Source organism: Myxococcaceae bacterium JPH2, from assembly GCA_016458225.1.
Taxonomy (GTDB): domain Bacteria; phylum Myxococcota; class Myxococcia; order Myxococcales; family Myxococcaceae; genus Citreicoccus.
The window spans coordinates 88380-104181 of record JAEMGR010000017.1 but is presented as its reverse complement, the minus strand read 5'-3'; the positions used below and the strand labels follow the sequence as shown (position 1 = coordinate 104181).

Here is a 15802-nt window from a genome sequence, read left to right as displayed (position 1 = left end):
GTTCGAGGCCGCTCGGTCATCGACCGGCGTCTCAAGACGTCTCACCCATGAGGTCACAAGCACCAGACGAGCACCTGCTGAGGAGCCGGGACCAAACCTGGACTCGAAGCTCCGGCCTACGTTACTAGGCTGCCCATGGAATCCTCTCCTATCGCCCCACCAGCGCCAGCCGACACACCCTCCCGAGGATTCGCCTCCTGGCGCGGCGGTAGCAGCCTGCTCCTCTCGTTGGCAGCCAGCTTTGTGGTGGCGGTCCACGCGGTCGCGGCTCCGTGGACGATTGCAGACTGGAGCCTGCTGCTGCTGGGCACGGCGGCCCTGGGATTCCTGAGCTACCGCTGGCTGCTCCCGCGACTCTCCAAGGCCATGGAGCACTTCACGCCTCGAGGGAGAGGGCTGTGGTTGAGCGCCTGCGGCGGTCTGTCGTTCCTGTTGCTTCGCGCCCTCCCGCTCCACGCTCCCGCGGCGCCTGACGCATTCCCGCTTGGGAGCGATTCGTCGGTGTGGAACCTCGCATTCCACAGCGCGCACTGGCTCACGCTGGGAGCTGTGCTTCTGTCGCTGGGCTTGGTTTGCTCCACGCGCGCGCCCTCGACCGCTGCTTCAGTTCCCCTTCGCGGGGCCGGGTTCATTCACGCCATCCCGCTGGTGGTGATGGGCACGGTATGGCTGCTGGCACTGTTCCCCGGAATGATGAGTTCGGACTCATCGGATCAGTGGCACCAGGCGCTTCGCGGAGATCAGTTCGCGGATGCGCATCCCGTGTTCCACACCTACACCATCCGGCTCCTCCAGAAGCTCTGGGCATCCCCCGCCATGGTTGGCATTGCCCAGATCCTGGGACTGGCTGCCGTGGTCGCCTTCGGGTGCGCGACCTTGGCGCGAGCGGGCGTATCAAGCGTCGTCATCGCGGTGACGGCGGGCTTGATGGCCTTGGCACCCGTCAACGGAGCAATGCTCATCACGCTCTGGAAGGACATCCCCTTCAGCTTGTGCATCCTCATGATGACGCTGATGCTCTTCCGTGCATCCGCGAACCCGGACGAGCCCTGGCGCTGGCCCTTCTGGGCGGGACTGGCCGTTCTGGGGGCCATGACGATGCTCTTCCGCCACAACGGCGTCCCCGCGGTCCTCGGCGTGGCGCTCGCGCTGTGGGTCTTGAGGCCGCGCAAGTACGTGTCCGTCATGGCCCTCGTCTGCGCGACCTTCGTGCTCGCGGCGGGGACGCGTACCGCCTTGTTTCGCGCCTACTCCGCCACCTCCATGTCGTCAGGCGCGCTCGTGCTCGCAGGCCACCTGGGGGCCCATGTCGCGGCTGGAACCGAGCTGCTGCCGGAGGAGCAGACCATCCTGAGCGAGATCCACCCGCTCGATGACAAGTGGCACTACAACTGCTTCTCCAACGTCCCGACGCTCTGGGACGGTCGCTTCTCGTATGCGGCGACCGCGCGTCACTCCCGGGCGCTCCCGGGACTGCTCGCGCGACTCACCTGGAGGAACCCCTCCGCGACGCTGGCCCACGTGGCCTGCGTCACCAGCTTGATGTGGAAGATCGAGCAGGGACGGGATCCCCTCTACGCGCTCGCACTCTGGATCCCCTACGATCAGCCGCCCAAGACCATTGACCCTGTGGAAGCCGAGGTTCGCGCCGAGCCCGTGCTGCCGAACTTTGGCGCACGCATGTTGCAATGGATTGTGCGCTCCCTTCAGCCCGACATGTCCTGGCTGTTCTGGCGTCCGGCCCTCCCGCTCTACCTCGCGCTCCTTGCCTGCGCGGTCGCCTGCGTTCGGCAACGGAACTGGCGACACGGGGCGATCCTTCTCCCGTTGCTGATGCACACCGCGGCACTGGTCCTGCTCATTCCGGCGCCAGACATGCGCTACCAGTATCCGGTCTTCCTGATTGCCCTGATGCTGGTCCCCACGTGGCTCGCCGGCACTCGGGCCTCTCGCCCCGCAGCGAATGCCGGGACCGCCGCTGCACCTGCCGCCCCCACCTCGACTCCGGCGGCTTGAGGCCAGACCCGCGCGCCTCCGGGAACTCGGGCGCGCGGTCGAGTGAGCCCGGGCCCCCCGCGGGCGCCCGGGCCTCCTGCCCTCAGGCGCCTCGGCCCCCGGGCTTCACCACCCGCTTCAGCGTGGAGTGGACGCCCGGCAGTCGCTTGAGGGTGCTATTGAGCATGTCCATCAGCTCATGGCGCCTGGGCTTGTCAGCACCATCCCCCAAGCCACTCGCCGCCTGCTTGAGCAAGGTATGCACCAGGGGCACGCGCTTCAGCGCGCCATTGAGGGCATCCGCAAACTCATAGCGAAGCGCGGGCAAATCCGTGGAAGTCATCACGGGGGCCGCCGCATGAGGACGCGCGGGCTCCGCGACCGAGAAGAAGGCCCAGGCGTGGGCTGCGGCAGTCATGGGCCGCGGCAGGCTCATGTGCATCTGGCGAAGCAGTTCGACATGACGACGGGGATTCACTCCCGAAATCATGGAGCCCGGGCGCTTGCGATAGTGAAAGTGAATCGCATTGGTCACGAGGAACCGGTGCCCGGCGTGGGACAGGCGCAAATAGAGGTCCCAGTCCTCATAGCTCGTCAACCGATCGTTGTACTTGAACCGGTCAAAGAGAGAGCGCCGCATGAGGGATGTCGCGCAAGACAGACGATTGGCCACCATTCCCATGGTGGGACAGTCGCCAATGAACAGCGCGTAGTCCGAGAACCTGCGAGCCTCGAGCGCGGCATCGTCCGGGAAGTAGCCCGTCGAAGGAACCACCACGTCGAACTCCGCATGGCGCTCCAGCGCATTCACCGCCATCTCAATAAAGGTCGGGCTGATGCAGTCGTCCGCGTCGAGCGGGAGGATGTAAGCGCCCTTCGCGGCCCGGATGCCAATGTTGCGCGAAGCCGGGAGACCTCGATTGACAGTGTTGCGGACCAACCGCACCCCCGAGTCGCCCTTGGCGATATCCTCGGAGATCCGCTGCAGCACTTCGTGATCGAAAGCCTCCGTCGACGCATCATCGACGATGATGATTTCAATCTCGGGATAGCTGCTGGCGGCCACACTGGCCAGCGTCTCGGGCAGGTAGCGCGCCAGGTTGTGGTTGGTGATGAGCACGCTGACCAGCGGTCGAGTCGAGCGTGGGGCGGGCTCCGGCGGAGCGTGGCGCAGCGCACCTTCCCAGTAGGGCACGTCGACCGACCACTCCACCGGGGTCGTCACGGGCGTCTGCCACGCGCGCTGGAGCGCGGCCGCGAGGGACTCCACGGAGCCGTCAAACGTGTAGCAATTCTTGCCATCCGCCCAGGGAGTCCCTGGGGCGAAGGCAGGGCAGGCACCGTTGAGGACTAGCGTCGCACCCGCAACGGAGGCTTCATAGGCTGTGAGGTTGAGCGACTCGTAGTCAGACGGAATGACGACGATGCTCTTTCGCAGGAGCTCGTCCCGGTCTGGGCCTGGCGGGACGAAACGGAACCGCCGGCGCAGGTCCGGCGGGATGAGCGCCTTGATGGCGCTCAGCGTATCTTCCGAGGGCGCGTGGCAGGAAAAAACGGCATGCCCTCGATACTCCGGGCAGCTGCGCAAGAACGCACTGACCCCACGAACGAAGAGGTCCGGCCGCTTGAGCGTCTGGATCTTCGTCGCGAAGAGCACGTCCCGCTCACCGGTATACAGCTCGGGACGGGACGCCATCCGCGGGGCCACCGGCGGAAACTCTTGCACCACCTTCGTCAGCCAGGACTCTGGAAACCCATAGAACTGGCGGTTGTGCTCCGCCACGCCAGGGAGATGCGAGATGACGCGGTCGGCATCGAGGAGCGCCTTCCGCTCCAGCTCGAACTCGCCCAGGTAGTCCCGATTCAGGAGGTTCGGCTCGTGCGGAACCAACACGCCGGACGTCGAGTGCAAGCGAACCGCGATCTCCGTGTCCTGGAAACCGCACCCCAGCAGCTTGTCTTGCAGGGTGCAGAATGCGACACCTGTGTAGTCCGGGAACTCAATCACATCGAAGTGGAGTCCCTGGCTGGCAAGCTTGCGGAGGTGAAGCAGGATCCCCATCGATTCGCCATGCCAATACGAATCGGTGAAAGACTCGCGAGGAGCATAGACGCCTTGCTCGTCGAATGCCTGGCTCCACGGCTCGCGCGGAGGGGTGGCATGCACCGTCACCTTGCCCCCGAAGTGATTCGAGACGACGAGCGGATCCGCCCCCGACTCCGTGCACAGGAGGAGATGAAACTCCACGGCATCCGTCCGTCGGAGCGACTCCTCGATGAGATTGTGGATGATGCGGCCGATGCCGCCGGCGGTGGCGGGATAGATCTCTGAGGTGACGAAACAGACGCGACGCGGCTTCATGGCTGCACGAAATCCTCAAGAATTTGGACGGCGTCGGAGGACAGGCACTTCGCGTAGTCCGCCATCATCTGCGACAACTCCACGGGTGCCCGCTCGCGAAGGGCCAGCAGCTGCTCGATGGCAGCCTCCACGACCTCCACGGTGTCGACTCCCGCGACCTGGGCAAGCCGCTGATAGGGATGTGCGTCCAAGGCCCCAAGACTGAGCGGCCCCGAGACACACGGCACCCCGAGCGACAGCGATTCCAGCCCGGTCATCGGCTGACACTCCGACAGGGATGCATTGAGAACCACATCCGACTTGCGGACCAGGTCAAAGAACTCGGTGCGGCTCGGCCGCCGGACCCGGTGAATCCGCTTGGTCGGCTTGAGCGCTGGCGGCAGCTTGAAGTCCGCCGTCACGTAGACGTCATCGAGCCGCGGCGACGCGGTGAAGGCGAAGAGGTTCGTGTAGAAGTTCTTCCGCCAGTCGTTGGGCGTGGGAATGAGCGCCGTCCGGCTCGCGCGGGTTCCCGGCACCTGCTGCGCAGAGGCAGCCACCTTCGGAGGAAGGTTGAGCAGTGTCTTGGGAAAGAGTTCCGTCGCAAACCGATGCATCCCAGGCTTGACGGAGCCGACCCGGTCCACGACACCGCGACGGCACAGCTCCAGCAACTGCGCGAAGCACTCCAGCTCGAAGGAGTGATGAAACTGCGCCGTCGAGCCATGCCACACGCACAGCAACCGGACCGAGGAGCCAAGCGCCTTGCGCGTGGCGACCAACAGCTCATGAGCATTGGGCGAATAGCCATGGACGATGACCTGGGTGCACAAGCTCCCAGAGATCGTCTCGATGACGTTGCGGAGATCCGCGACGGACAGCGGCCGTTCGGAGGTGATGGCCAGCTTGTGGCCTGGCAGGTACCCAGCGGCGGCCCGAATGCCATGCCACTCTTGGTGGAAGACGTGCATCAGTCGCCCGAACTGGGGGAATGAATTCGCCCAGCGAGTATCGAGCGCATCGTCAAAGAGCACGGCAGGAGGCGTCTGGGGGTGCGCGTGGGCAGGCTCCAGCGCGGTGGCCTCTGCCCCGCTCACGTGACGGCGCCCCCGCAGTCCAGCCAGGTCGTCCGCCAGCGAGAACAGCCGCTGTCGACGCTGAAAGCGCTCCGTCTCTGTGGAGAGGCGCTCCGTCAGCTCCGCGACCCGAACATCCCCACTCCGCGTGGCGTGCTGCAGAGCTGCCCCCGCCTGCGTCGCCCACTGCTGGGCGCGCGGCAAGGCTTGCAGGCACAACGCCTCACGGGAAATCGGCTGCACCTCGTCGCGGGCACGATCGGGACCCATCAAGTGGAAGAACCGTCGACCGCCCTGCTCGGTACCATTCCGCTTGAGTACGTAGACATCGTGCGTGGTCACGAGCCCCGAGCCGTGGTGAAGGTCCCAGCCATCCGGAACCAGGTCCTGGAAGGCATGCAGCCAACACCCCTCATGCCAGGTGTTGTCCCACAGGCTGAAGGGCACCAGCTGGTTCTCGATGAGCACCAGCAGCCCACCCGGACGCAGCATCCGCCCCATCGACTCAAGGATCTTCGGGAGCTGCTCGATCGGATTGTGGATGAGGACCGAGACGGTGAAGACGACATCGAACTGGCGCCCCCCCGTGGCCCGCAGCGGGTCTTCACCCACGAAGAGCCGCTCTTCGAGCGGGACGAGCGACTTCGGAGGACTGGCTCGCAAGGGAGCGAGCATCGCCTCAGAGATGTCGTATCCGTGGTAGCGGACGCCAGGGAGCCCACTGAGGTAGGCCGCATGGCGACCGAAGCCGCAGCCGAACTCAAGAACATCCAGGGCGCGCTCTTGTCTCTGCTGCTCAGCCTGCACAAGCTGGGTCAGCACCTGCTCTTGCTGCCGATATGCAGGGTTACCCTTCGCCTCGCGGCTTCGGATCATCTCGCGGTAGGAGTAGCCGCTGGTCTTCTTCCAGAAAAGAAGGCTTTCTGGGGTGCTCGGAGCAGAGCCCCCCTCGTGGCCCGTGCTCTTGTTCGTATCGGACATGATGGAGAGTGCCTGCGCGCTTCAAGCGAGGCCGCCGACCGAGTCTCGGGCATCTGGAATGTTCGGGTCAATATGACTTTTCCCCCGGTCAGCACACCCTGCTCAAGCGGCCCCGCGGTCCTGAAGCGTGCGCCCGAGAAGATGGTCCATCATCCGATCCGCCTCTGACTCCCAGGTCGTGCGGCGCACGCGCTCGGCGGCGCTCACGCCCAATCGCTGGCGAAGCGAGGAATCACTCACCGCGCGCCGCAGCTGGCCGAGCACCGAACTCGCGGTCGGCGCGGCCAGCAGGCAGTTGTCCCCATCTCGCAACAACCAGTGATTGGCGGGATTGTCATTGGTCACCACGCAGACGCCGCACGCCATCATCTCCAGCGGCAGATAGGACGGGTGCTTCGTGAACATGAAGCACAGGCCCACGTCGCACTCGCGATAGAGCGCGGCCGTGCGCTCCGCGGGCAGCACGCCCAGGTTCGTCACCAGCCCTCGGACGCCATAGGACTCGGGGTTCCACTCCGCCCCCGCGGTGACGATGTCCACGGCCGAGCCCAGCTCGCGCTTGAGGCGAGCCAGCGCGGCGAGCCCCAGCTCGAACCCGTTCCGCTCGTTCCCAGGGCGTCCGTAGAAGAACACGCGCACAGGCCCCGAGCGGGCCGGGCGCCGCGCGTGGAACACGTCGCCTTCTACCGCCGGCTCGAAGGCGAACCCGCCCATTCCGTGCTGCGCGGCCACGTGGTCGCGCAGGCCCGGCGTGTTGAAGAGGCCCTGGAAGCCCAGCAGGTACGTCTGCTCGGCCAGCGCCCACTGGGTCCCCGCGGCGAAGAACATCGGCTCGTAGTCCTGCACGAAGTACGCGCGCACGGAGGCACGCGGGTGCCGGAGGACTTGATAGGCGGACGTCCAATACGTGGCGACGGCCAGGTCGCACGCGGGCAGCGAGGCCAGCTCCGCGGGCCCGGACAGCACCCGGAACGCACCGGCGACAGAGGGGAACGTCGCGGCCACGCGCGACTCGAAGTCCCCTGGACGCGCGCCCGGCCGGTCGTAGATGACGAAGTCGTTGCGCACGCCATGGCGCCGATGCATCAGGTCCGCGAAGCGGAAGAGGGTCTGAACGCCCGCGTACACATGGCCGAAGGCGGGCACGAACCACGTGGCCGTCTCCACCCGGCCCCGAGCACGCAGCGAAGCCAGCGCTCCAGGCGCCTCGTCACGCGAGCGGCGCGCCTCCTCCGGAGTGAAGTCCAGCTCGCTCAGGTGCTCCACCAGGTGTCGCTGCTGGCGGGCACGCTCCTCCAGCGCGGGGTCCTGAGCGCTCGGCACGTCGCGGCCCAGGGTGCGCACGGCGAACGCCTCCCCGTCCTCATCGTGCTCGCGCAGCACGCAGTCCGTGCCTCGCAGCGTGAGGTTGGGGTTGTAGAAGGGGTCCCCGCGCGGGCCCAACCAAGGCCGGTAGGCCACGAAGGACCACCAGTAGTCGGACTCGGGAATGGCGTCCGCGCGACGGCTGGCGGACTCGTGATGGATGAGGCGCGCGTGCGGCGTGTACACCACGCGCAGGCTCCGGCGGTTCAACCGCAGCCCCAGCTCCACGTCACTGCCACACACCTGGAAGCGCTCGTCGAAGCCGCCCAACTCCTCCCAGACGGCCCGGCGCACCATCACGCAGGCACTGGTGACGGACAGCCAGTTGCGCGTCCACTGCGCATGGCCGAAGGGCGTGGCCACGGGCGCGTCCGGGAGCCGCCAGAACGGATGGCCCGCGAAGCCGGTGAGCCCCACGACACAGCCCGCGTGCTGCACCGTCCCTTCGGGGAAGAGCAGCTTGCAGCCCACCGCGCCCACCTCGGGGCGCTGGGCCTGGGATACCAGCTCTTCCAGCCAGCCGGGGTCCACCACCTCCATGTCGTTGTTGAGGAAGAGGAGCAGCTCCCCCGTCGCCTGCTTCGCCGCCCAGTTGTTGATGGCCGGGTAGTTGAAGGGGTGGTCCCACGTGAGCTTCACCAGACGTGGATCCGTGAGGCGCTCCAGCAGCGCGAACGTCTCCAGCTTCGTGCTGTTGTTGGAGACGAGCAGCACCTCGTAGTTCGGATACGCGGTGAGCCCCAGCAGCGACGTCACCAGCGTGTCGAGCAGGTCCGGCCGGTCCTTGAACGGAACGACGATGGAGACCTTGGGCGCACCCCGCACGGCGTACCGCACCCGATACTGCGTGGGCACGGGGCTCGACACCTCGGCGGACTCGCCGGTGCGGCCCAGGTGCTCGCGCAGCGCGCGCACGCCCGCCTCCGTGGCCCGAGCCAGCCCCGCGGACTGACTGGAGAACGAGGCCGGATTGGCGCGCCAGTGGTACAGCAGCCGAGGCACATGCCCGATGCCCCGAGTGGCCTCGCTCAGGCGCAGCAACAGCTCGTAGTCCTGCGAGCCGTCGAAGCCCTCGCGCAGTCCGCCCACCGACTCCAGGAGACTTCGGCGCGCCACCACGAAGTGGCAGATGTAGTTGACCGAGCGCAGCAGGTCCGGCGACCAGTCGGGCTTGAAGAAGGGCGCGGTGCGCCGCCCCTCCGAGTCCAACCGGTCCTCGTCGCTGTAGACGACATCGAACGAGGGCTCCGCCGCGAAGGCCAGCACGGCCTCGGCCAGCGCATGAGGCGCCAGCGTGTCGTCATGGTCGAGGAAGCCCACGAACTCGCCCCGCGCGTCGGCGAGTCCCGCGTTGGTGGCGCGGGCGATTCCGCCATTGCGCTCCAGCGACACCACGCGAATGCGCGAGTCGCTCGCGGCGGCCTCACGAAGCATCCGCGCGACATGCGGCGCCGGGCTCGCGTCATCGACGAGCACCCACTCCCACTCGGCATAGAGCTGCGCCCGCACGGACGCGAGACACTCTCGGAAGTACGGCTCGGGCGTGTCGTAGACCGGCGTGACGAGCGAGACGAGCGGCCGGCGCTCCAGCCGGGCCACGCCCTCGCGCGCGGCGGCAATCTCCCCTGGCTCACGTCGGGCACACCATCCCGCGAAGTCACCCAGCTCCGGAGGCTGGGGCGCGGGGGTACGGGTCCCCAGCACGCCCGCCAGGGCCAGCACCACCTGCTCGTTGAATCGGGACTGGCGGCGCAGCAACTCGCCCCACAAGGGCGAGGTGGCCTGCAGGACCTTGGGAAGCGCGTCCGCACGCAGCGGATCCACCTGGCCGCACAGCTCCGCGATGAGCCGCGCCGAGGTGGCCTCATCCGGAGGCACGGGCCCCGCCGCGGTGACGAGCGCCTCGACCAGCGCGATGTTCCAGCTCCGCTGACGCTCGAGCAGCGCCTCCAGCACCGGCCCCACCGCGGAGAGATACGAGCGCTTCGCCGCCTGAACCACGGAGCCCAGCGCGCCCCCTCGGTGCGAGCGCACCACCTGCCAGCGCGTGGGGTCCGCCTTCGCTTCCAACTGCTGGCGGATCCACGGCACCAGCGTCTCGCGCAGGCCCAGCCCGCGATGCACGGACAGGTGCTCCAGCACGCGCACCGCGGCCTTGTTGAAGTCCGCCTGGGGGCGCAGCGCCTCGACGTGGAGCGGGCGAAGCCCGTCGACGAAGGCGCGCTTGGTGGCGGTCACCACCCGTCCGAGACGCGCGCGATGGGACGCGGGCACCTCGAACTCGTGCGGGACCGACAGGCGCGCGGCCTCCTGAAGCGGCGACAGCGGGAGGGAGCCCGAAGGCCGAGCCTGATGCAGCGCCTGGGTGAGCAGGCGCAGCGTGGCCTCCAGGGCCGTGACCTCCTCACACCGCTCAGGGAGACACGGCCGGCGCTCGTCGAGCAGCCTCCGCACCACCGCCACCATCCGCGCCAGGTCCCCCGCGTCCGGCGGCGCGTCGGGCGCCACCGGCTCCCCGGCCAGCCTCTCCAGAATCGTCTTCACCGCGCCCTCCCCTGCTACGGCCGCCCCAGACTCACGAGGCCACGCTGTTGGCCTGCGTCGAGGCCGGGCGATTCGCCACGGCCGCGTCCTCCACCACCCACCGATGCACTGGCCGGAACACGCCGCGATCCACCTGCGGCGCGGTCACCTGGAACGTGCGGCGCTCCACCACCGTGGCGCCCGAGCTGCGCGCCGTCACGCGCAGCACGTACTCGCCCGCGAGCAGCCCCACCCGCTCCATCACGAAGCGCAGGCGCCCCTCGGGCGGCAGGTGCTGAGGCAGCGCCACGGACTCCAGCCGCGTGCTCGTCTCATAGAGCGTGCGGCCATCCGCGGACAGCAGCGACAGCTCGAACTCGGCATCCGCGCAGCCCGCGTCCGCCGCGTACTCCACGCAGACTTCCGCGCCCTGCTCGGGCGTCAGCGCCTCCACGAGTTCGCCAGTCGCCCCCTTCCAGCACACGCCCGTGATGCGCACCGGCGACGGCGCGGCCACCGGAGCGGACTCCGGCGTCGGGTTCACCTGCGGCAGGGCACCGCCACCCTCGGTCAGCGCGGGCGGCGTGAAGACCACCGACTGGGCCTCGGCCAGGGCGATGGCCTGCTTGTACTCCCGGGTGATCTCCGCAGGGGGGCCCACGCGGCGCATGTAGCCGCCATCAATCCACGCGACCAGGTCACACCAGCGATCCACCGTGCCCAGGTCATGCGTCACCAGGACGATGGTTTTCCCCTGCTTCTTGAACTCCGTCATCTTCGCGAGGCTCTTCTTGGCGAAGTGCTCGTCACCCACCGCGAGGATCTCGTCGATGATGAGGATGTCCGGATCCACGTGCGTGGCCACCGAGAACGCCAGGCGCATGTACATGCCGCTGGAGTAGGTGCGCACCGGCTCGTCGATGAACTCGCCCAGCTCACTGAAGGCGATGATCTCATCCATGCGCGCCCGCACTTCCGCGCGAGACATCCCCAGGATGATGCCGTTGATGAGGATGTTCTCCCGGCCGGAGAAGTCCGGATGGAACCCCGCGCCCAGGTCCAACAGCGCGGAGATGCGACCGTTGATCTGCATCTCCCCGGACGTGGGGGCGTAGATGCCGGTGATGAGCTTGAGCAGCGTGCTCTTCCCGGAGCCGTTGCGGCCGATGATGCCGACCGTCTTCCCCCGGGGGATGACGAGGTTGATGCCGCGCAGCGCGGTGATGAGCCCCTTCTCCTTGGGCAACCGCTCGCCGCGCAGCCACCGCAGCAACTCGGACTTGAAGGTCGTGTACTCGCCCCGGATGGTGCGCTTCTTGAAGCTCTTGACGACATCGCGCAGAACGATGGCGTCCGTGGATGGCGGCATCTGCATGGCGGGGGGACTCAAATCGACTCCGCGAACTCCTCGCGGCGGGCTTCGAAGATGGAGGAAGAAGCCCAGAGGAGCGCGACCGAGAACACGGCCAGGATCAACAAGGGCTCACCATCCGGCAGGCGGTGCTCGTAGAACATGGCCTGGTAGGACGTGATGATGATGGACATCGGGTTGACCAGGCCCACCAGCATCCGCATCCGCTCGTTCTGGATGGTGGAGAGCTGGAACAGCACCGGCGTGGCGAAGAACCACAGCGTCATGAGGTTCATGACGATGTGCTGGAGGTCCCGGAACGTCACGTTCACCGCGGCGAGGATGTACGTCAGCGCCGTGGTGAAGCAGAGCTGGATGATGACCACCACGGGGAAGACGATGATGTGCCAGGTGGGCCACTGGCCGTAGAGCGCCCCCATGAGGAACATGAGGGGCAGCGACAGCACGTAGTTGCACAGGTTGGTGACCACCACGGTGGTGGGCAGGACCTGGGCCGGGAAGCGGACCTTGGTCATCAGGTCCCGGCGGTCACTGATGGCGCTGGCGCCTCCACCAATGGAGCTGCTGAACCAGATCCACGGCAACAGGCCCACGAACATGAAGTAGGCGTAGTTGGGCGTGTTGTTGCGCATCACGACGGTGAACAGCAGCGCGTACACCATCATGTGCAGCATGGGGTTCAGGAACGTCCACAAGAACCCTAGGAACGAGCCACGGTAGCGCGCCTTCAGCTCGCGCTGGACGAGGCTGAGCAGCAGGCCCCGGTACTGGTACAGCTCACGGACGAGGCGGATCATGAGAGCGGCCTTCATATAGCAGGGCGAAGCCAGGATGCGAGGCAACAGGGGGACCCCGCGCTTCGCCCTTCCCGCTGGGGACCGGCCCGTCTCCCCAGGGACCACGCAGGCCATCGAACCCCGCGTCGCCTGCTTCGCTTCCCTGCCACACCTTTTGATTTCAGAGACAGGCTCGCCCGACCCGCGGCGTTGACCCATCCCCCGGAAAACAAAAAGGCCCCCTGGTTTCCCAGGGGGCCTTCGTTTTTGGAGCGGGAAAAGGGATTTGAACCCTCGACCCTCGCCTTGGCAAGGCGATGCTCTACCGCTGAGCTATTCCCGCATCAGGTACTGCCTTGCTGCCCGCCGCTTCCGCTCGGCAGCGCCGCGCCGGAAGTGAGATGGGGTATACAGAGCTGCTTCCGACACGTCAAACACTTTTCGCATCCGCCGCCGCCCCGCCACGGCGGGCGAGCATGGCGAGGAACGCACGGAAGTAGACGACTGCGCTCCAGAGTGAAAACGCGCCCGAGAGATACACGAGCACCTTCCCCACCTGGTTGTAGTCGACAGGCACCGTGCGGAACCCCAGGTCCAACGGGTGCACGTAATGGACGCACAGTGAAATGATGCCCACCAGTTGGAGGGACGTCTTCCACTTCCCCTCCTGCCCCGCCGCGATGACCATGCCCTCGCTGGCCGCGATGGTGCGCAGGCCGCTGACGATGAACTCGCGGGCCAGCAGGACGATGACGACCCAGGCGGCGATGCGCCCCAGCCGGACCATCATCACCAGGGCCGCCATGGCGATGAGCTTGTCCGCCAGGGGGTCCATGAACTTGCCGACCACGGTGATGAGGTTCCACCGGCGGGCCAGATAGCCATCAATCACGTCCGTGATGGAGGCCACGGCGAACACGGCGGCGGCGGCCAGCGAGTGGAGCGGATCCGCGTCGTACGTCAGCCAGACGAAGACCGGGATGAGGAGGATGCGCCCCAGGGTGAGCATGTTGGGCAGGTTCCAGAACTCCTGCACCAGCACGCTGGGACGGCGCTCCGCGCGCCGCCGAGCCCGCTCTTCCCTGCGCTGCTTCCGGGTCGCTCGGTCTATGGCCATGGGCGCCTTCTAGCGAACACCGAGCGCGATGAGGGCAAAACCTTCACCGCTCAACTCCACCGCGGTCCGCAGCGTCTCCCCCGACGGGGACTTGAGCAGCGGCACGATGCGCGGCGTGAGGTTGCCCTGCCAGCCCACCAGGTGCGACAGGGGCACCGCCACCGCCGCCTCCTGCCGCACGGGAACCGAGCGCAGCGGCCCGCCCAGGCTCAGCAGCACCCGGCCCTGCCCGCGCAGGTGCACCAGGTCCAGGTCCGGCGCGATGTCCGACGGGACGCGCCCGTTCTCGAACATCACCGGCTCCTCGAAGGCGAACACGCACTCGTCGCGGAAGTAGGCGGACTCCTCGCCCAGGTCCACCGCGAGGAACGCCCGCTGCGCCATGGGCTCGATGAAGAGGACGCCCTGGCCGCTCGCGCGCACCATCCGGGACGGCCCCTCGCCAAACGGCTTGTCGGTGGCCCGGCCGCGGAAGCGCTTCACCTCCGGCTGGAAGGCAAGCGTCCCCCGCCAGGCGATGAGCCCCTCCAGTCGGGTCAGCAGCTCCCCTTCCACCCGCACGGAGAACCCATGCGATCCGAGGACGAACGGGTTCCCCGCCTCGCCCTCCTCCAGCGCGACCTGAGGCGCCAGCTCGGCCAGGACCATCGCCGGGCCCGGAACAACCGGGGGCGGCATGCCGTCCACCGCGGGCGGCGGCGCGACGGGGGGCTCAGGCGGAGACGCGACGGGGGGCTCGGGCGGCGGAAGCGCCTGGCTCCCTCCGAGCGCCGCGGAGGTCTCCTCGAAGGTGACGTCCGGGCCCTGCTCGTCATCGGCCACCGAGATGTCCTCGGCGGGCCCCAGGTCGTCCACCGGTTCGGCCTGCGTACTGTCGGTCTCCGCGAGGGCACTGGGCCCCTCGTCCTCGGCGAAGCGGATCTCCTCCTCCACCGGGGCGGGGGCGGGGGCGGGGCTGGCGGAGGCCCGCTCGTCCAGACCGAACTGGGCGCCCCAGTCGCCCTCGCCCGCGCTTCCTCCCGAGGCGCCACGCGGGGCGGGGGCCGGCGGCTCGACGGGGGCGGGCGTGGGACGGGCGCGCGTGGGCGCGGGGGTGGGCGCGCGGGCATAGGCCTCGCCCGCGATGGCGCGCGTCATCTTCTCCGCCATGGCGTCGCTGCCGGACAGGAGGAAGTGCTCGCGGGCGCGGCCGTACTCGCCCATCTGCGCGAGCGTCAGGCCCATGTAGTTGTGGGCCTTCTGGTGGTCCGGCGCCAGGTCCGTCGCGGTCTCGAACTCGCGCGCGGCGCGCTGGAGCGCGTTCGTCTTCAGGTACACGAGGCCCAGGTTGACCCTGAGCGTGGGGTCCACCGGGTTGTCGCGCACGAGCATTTCGTAAAGCTCGGCCGCGCGGTCGAACAGGCCCAGCTTGAAGTACGTCAGGCCCAGCAGGTTCTGCGCCTTCTCGTTGCGGGGCTGGAGCTGGTGGGCCCGCTCCAGGAACGCCTTCGCCTCGATGACCTTGTTGGCGGCGAGCAGCTCGCCCCCTCGGTGCATCTGCTGGAGGAACTCGTCTTCAGCGGGGCTCGTCTCCCCCCGTCCCTTCGCGCGCGTCGTCATTCTCGGGTGTGAGCTCGCGGCCCCCGGCCTGGGCGGGCCGCTCGCGCTCCTTGTAGTGGTAATAGAGCTGGAGCACCTTGCGCACGTACTCCTGCGTCTCGGTGTACGGGGGCACCTTCCCGCCATACTTGCGCACGGCGTCCGGCCCCGCGTTGTACGCGGCAATCATCTTCACCATGTCCCCGTCGAACATGTTGGCGAGCACGCGCAGGTAGCGCACGCCGCCCTCGATGTTGTCCTTCGAGTCGAAGATGTCCTTCACGTACATGTCCGACGCGGTCGCCGGCATGAGCTGCATCAACCCGCTGGCGCCCTTGGAACTCAGCGCGTTCGGGTTGTAGTTGCTCTCGGTGTGCATGATGGCGCGCACCAGCGCCGTGGGGATGCGATAGCGCAGGGCCGCCGCGGCGATGTGCGGATCCAACTCCGGCGGGGCCTTCGACCGGGCCTGCACCGGCGCGCTCTTGGAGGGTGCGGGCGCGAACGAGCCCTGCATCCGCCGAGCCTTGCGCCCACTGGCGGGCGGGACGTTCGTGTAGACGATGGTCCCGTCCTTCTCGACGTAGCGGTAGATGGACTCCGCCCCCGACGCGACAGGCGCGACGAAGAGGACCATGGCGATGAGCGCGGGGATGGCACGCATGGCAGCGCCCGAAC

General features: G+C 67.8%; 9 protein-coding genes and 1 tRNA gene. 1 reads left to right on the top strand and 9 read right to left on the bottom strand.

Annotated features, from left to right (window positions below):
* Nucleotides 1-228 precede the first annotated feature (228 nt).
* Entirely contained in the window at nucleotides 229-2016 is a 1788-nt protein-coding gene (locus tag JGU66_25020; protein ID MBJ6764048.1) for a hypothetical protein, read from the top strand.
* A gap of 82 nt (nucleotides 2017-2098) precedes the next feature.
* Here JGU66_25020 and JGU66_25015 read toward each other — a convergent pair whose 3' ends face one another.
* The 9 genes from JGU66_25015 to JGU66_24975 form a co-directional block, all read right to left on the bottom strand.
* Nucleotides 2099-4357, bottom strand: coding sequence for a glycosyltransferase (locus JGU66_25015; protein MBJ6764047.1), 2259 nt, complete (start codon nucleotides 4355-4357; stop codon nucleotides 2099-2101).
* Nucleotides 4354-6393 carry a methyltransferase gene (locus JGU66_25010; protein ID MBJ6764046.1) on the bottom strand — a complete coding sequence of 680 codons (2040 nt, stop codon included), beginning with the start codon at nucleotides 6391-6393 and terminating at the stop codon, nucleotides 4354-4356. Before JGU66_25010 ends, JGU66_25015 begins: the two co-directional genes overlap by 4 nt.
* A 102-nt stretch (nucleotides 6394-6495) precedes the next feature.
* A complete protein-coding gene (locus tag JGU66_25005; protein MBJ6764045.1) occupies nucleotides 6496-10224 on the bottom strand; it encodes a glycosyltransferase in 3729 nt (1242 codons plus the stop codon).
* 109 nt (nucleotides 10225-10333) lie between these two features.
* Nucleotides 10334-11650, bottom strand: a complete 1317-nt coding sequence (locus JGU66_25000; GenBank protein ID MBJ6764044.1) for an ABC transporter ATP-binding protein — start codon at nucleotides 11648-11650, stop codon at nucleotides 10334-10336.
* Nucleotides 11651-11667: 17 nt separating this feature from the next.
* Nucleotides 11668-12450, bottom strand: coding sequence for an ABC transporter permease (locus JGU66_24995; GenBank protein ID MBJ6764043.1), 783 nt, complete (start codon nucleotides 12448-12450; stop codon nucleotides 11668-11670).
* Between the two features lie 247 nt (nucleotides 12451-12697).
* A tRNA-Gly gene (locus JGU66_24990) sits at nucleotides 12698-12772 on the bottom strand.
* A gap of 87 nt (nucleotides 12773-12859) precedes the next feature.
* Nucleotides 12860-13546, bottom strand: coding sequence for a CDP-diacylglycerol--glycerol-3-phosphate 3-phosphatidyltransferase (pgsA, locus tag JGU66_24985; protein ID MBJ6764042.1), 687 nt, complete (start codon nucleotides 13544-13546; stop codon nucleotides 12860-12862).
* A 9-nt stretch (nucleotides 13547-13555) separates the two neighbouring features.
* Complete coding sequence (locus JGU66_24980; protein ID MBJ6764041.1) at nucleotides 13556-15145, bottom strand: tetratricopeptide repeat protein; 1590 nt, start codon at nucleotides 15143-15145, stop codon at nucleotides 13556-13558.
* Nucleotides 15102-15788 carry a lytic transglycosylase domain-containing protein gene (locus JGU66_24975; protein MBJ6764040.1) on the bottom strand — a complete coding sequence of 229 codons (687 nt, stop codon included), beginning with the start codon at nucleotides 15786-15788 and terminating at the stop codon, nucleotides 15102-15104. Before JGU66_24975 ends, JGU66_24980 begins: the two co-directional genes overlap by 44 nt.
* Between the last annotated feature and the right edge of the window lie 14 nt (nucleotides 15789-15802).

Coding starts and splice junctions, on each gene's coding strand:
- JGU66_25015 (MBJ6764047.1), bottom strand. CDS start 4,357: ATGAAGCCGCGTCGCGTCTGTTTCGTCACCTCAGAGATCTATCCCGCC.
- JGU66_25010 (MBJ6764046.1), bottom strand. CDS start 6,393: ATGTCCGATACGAACAAGAGCACGGGCCACGAGGGGGGCTCTGCTCCG.
- JGU66_25005 (MBJ6764045.1), bottom strand. CDS start 10,224: ATGGTGGCGGTGGTGCGGAGGCTGCTCGACGAGCGCCGGCCGTGTCTC.
- JGU66_25000 (MBJ6764044.1), bottom strand. CDS start 11,650: ATGCCGCCATCCACGGACGCCATCGTTCTGCGCGATGTCGTCAAGAGC.
- JGU66_24995 (MBJ6764043.1), bottom strand. CDS start 12,450: ATGATCCGCCTCGTCCGTGAGCTGTACCAGTACCGGGGCCTGCTGCTC.
- pgsA (MBJ6764042.1), bottom strand. CDS start 13,546: ATGGCCATAGACCGAGCGACCCGGAAGCAGCGCAGGGAAGAGCGGGCT.
- JGU66_24980 (MBJ6764041.1), bottom strand. CDS start 15,145: ATGACGACGCGCGCGAAGGGACGGGGGGAGACGAGCCCCGCTGAAGAC.
- JGU66_24975 (MBJ6764040.1), bottom strand. CDS start 15,788: ATGCGTGCCATCCCCGCGCTCATCGCCATGGTCCTCTTCGTCGCGCCT.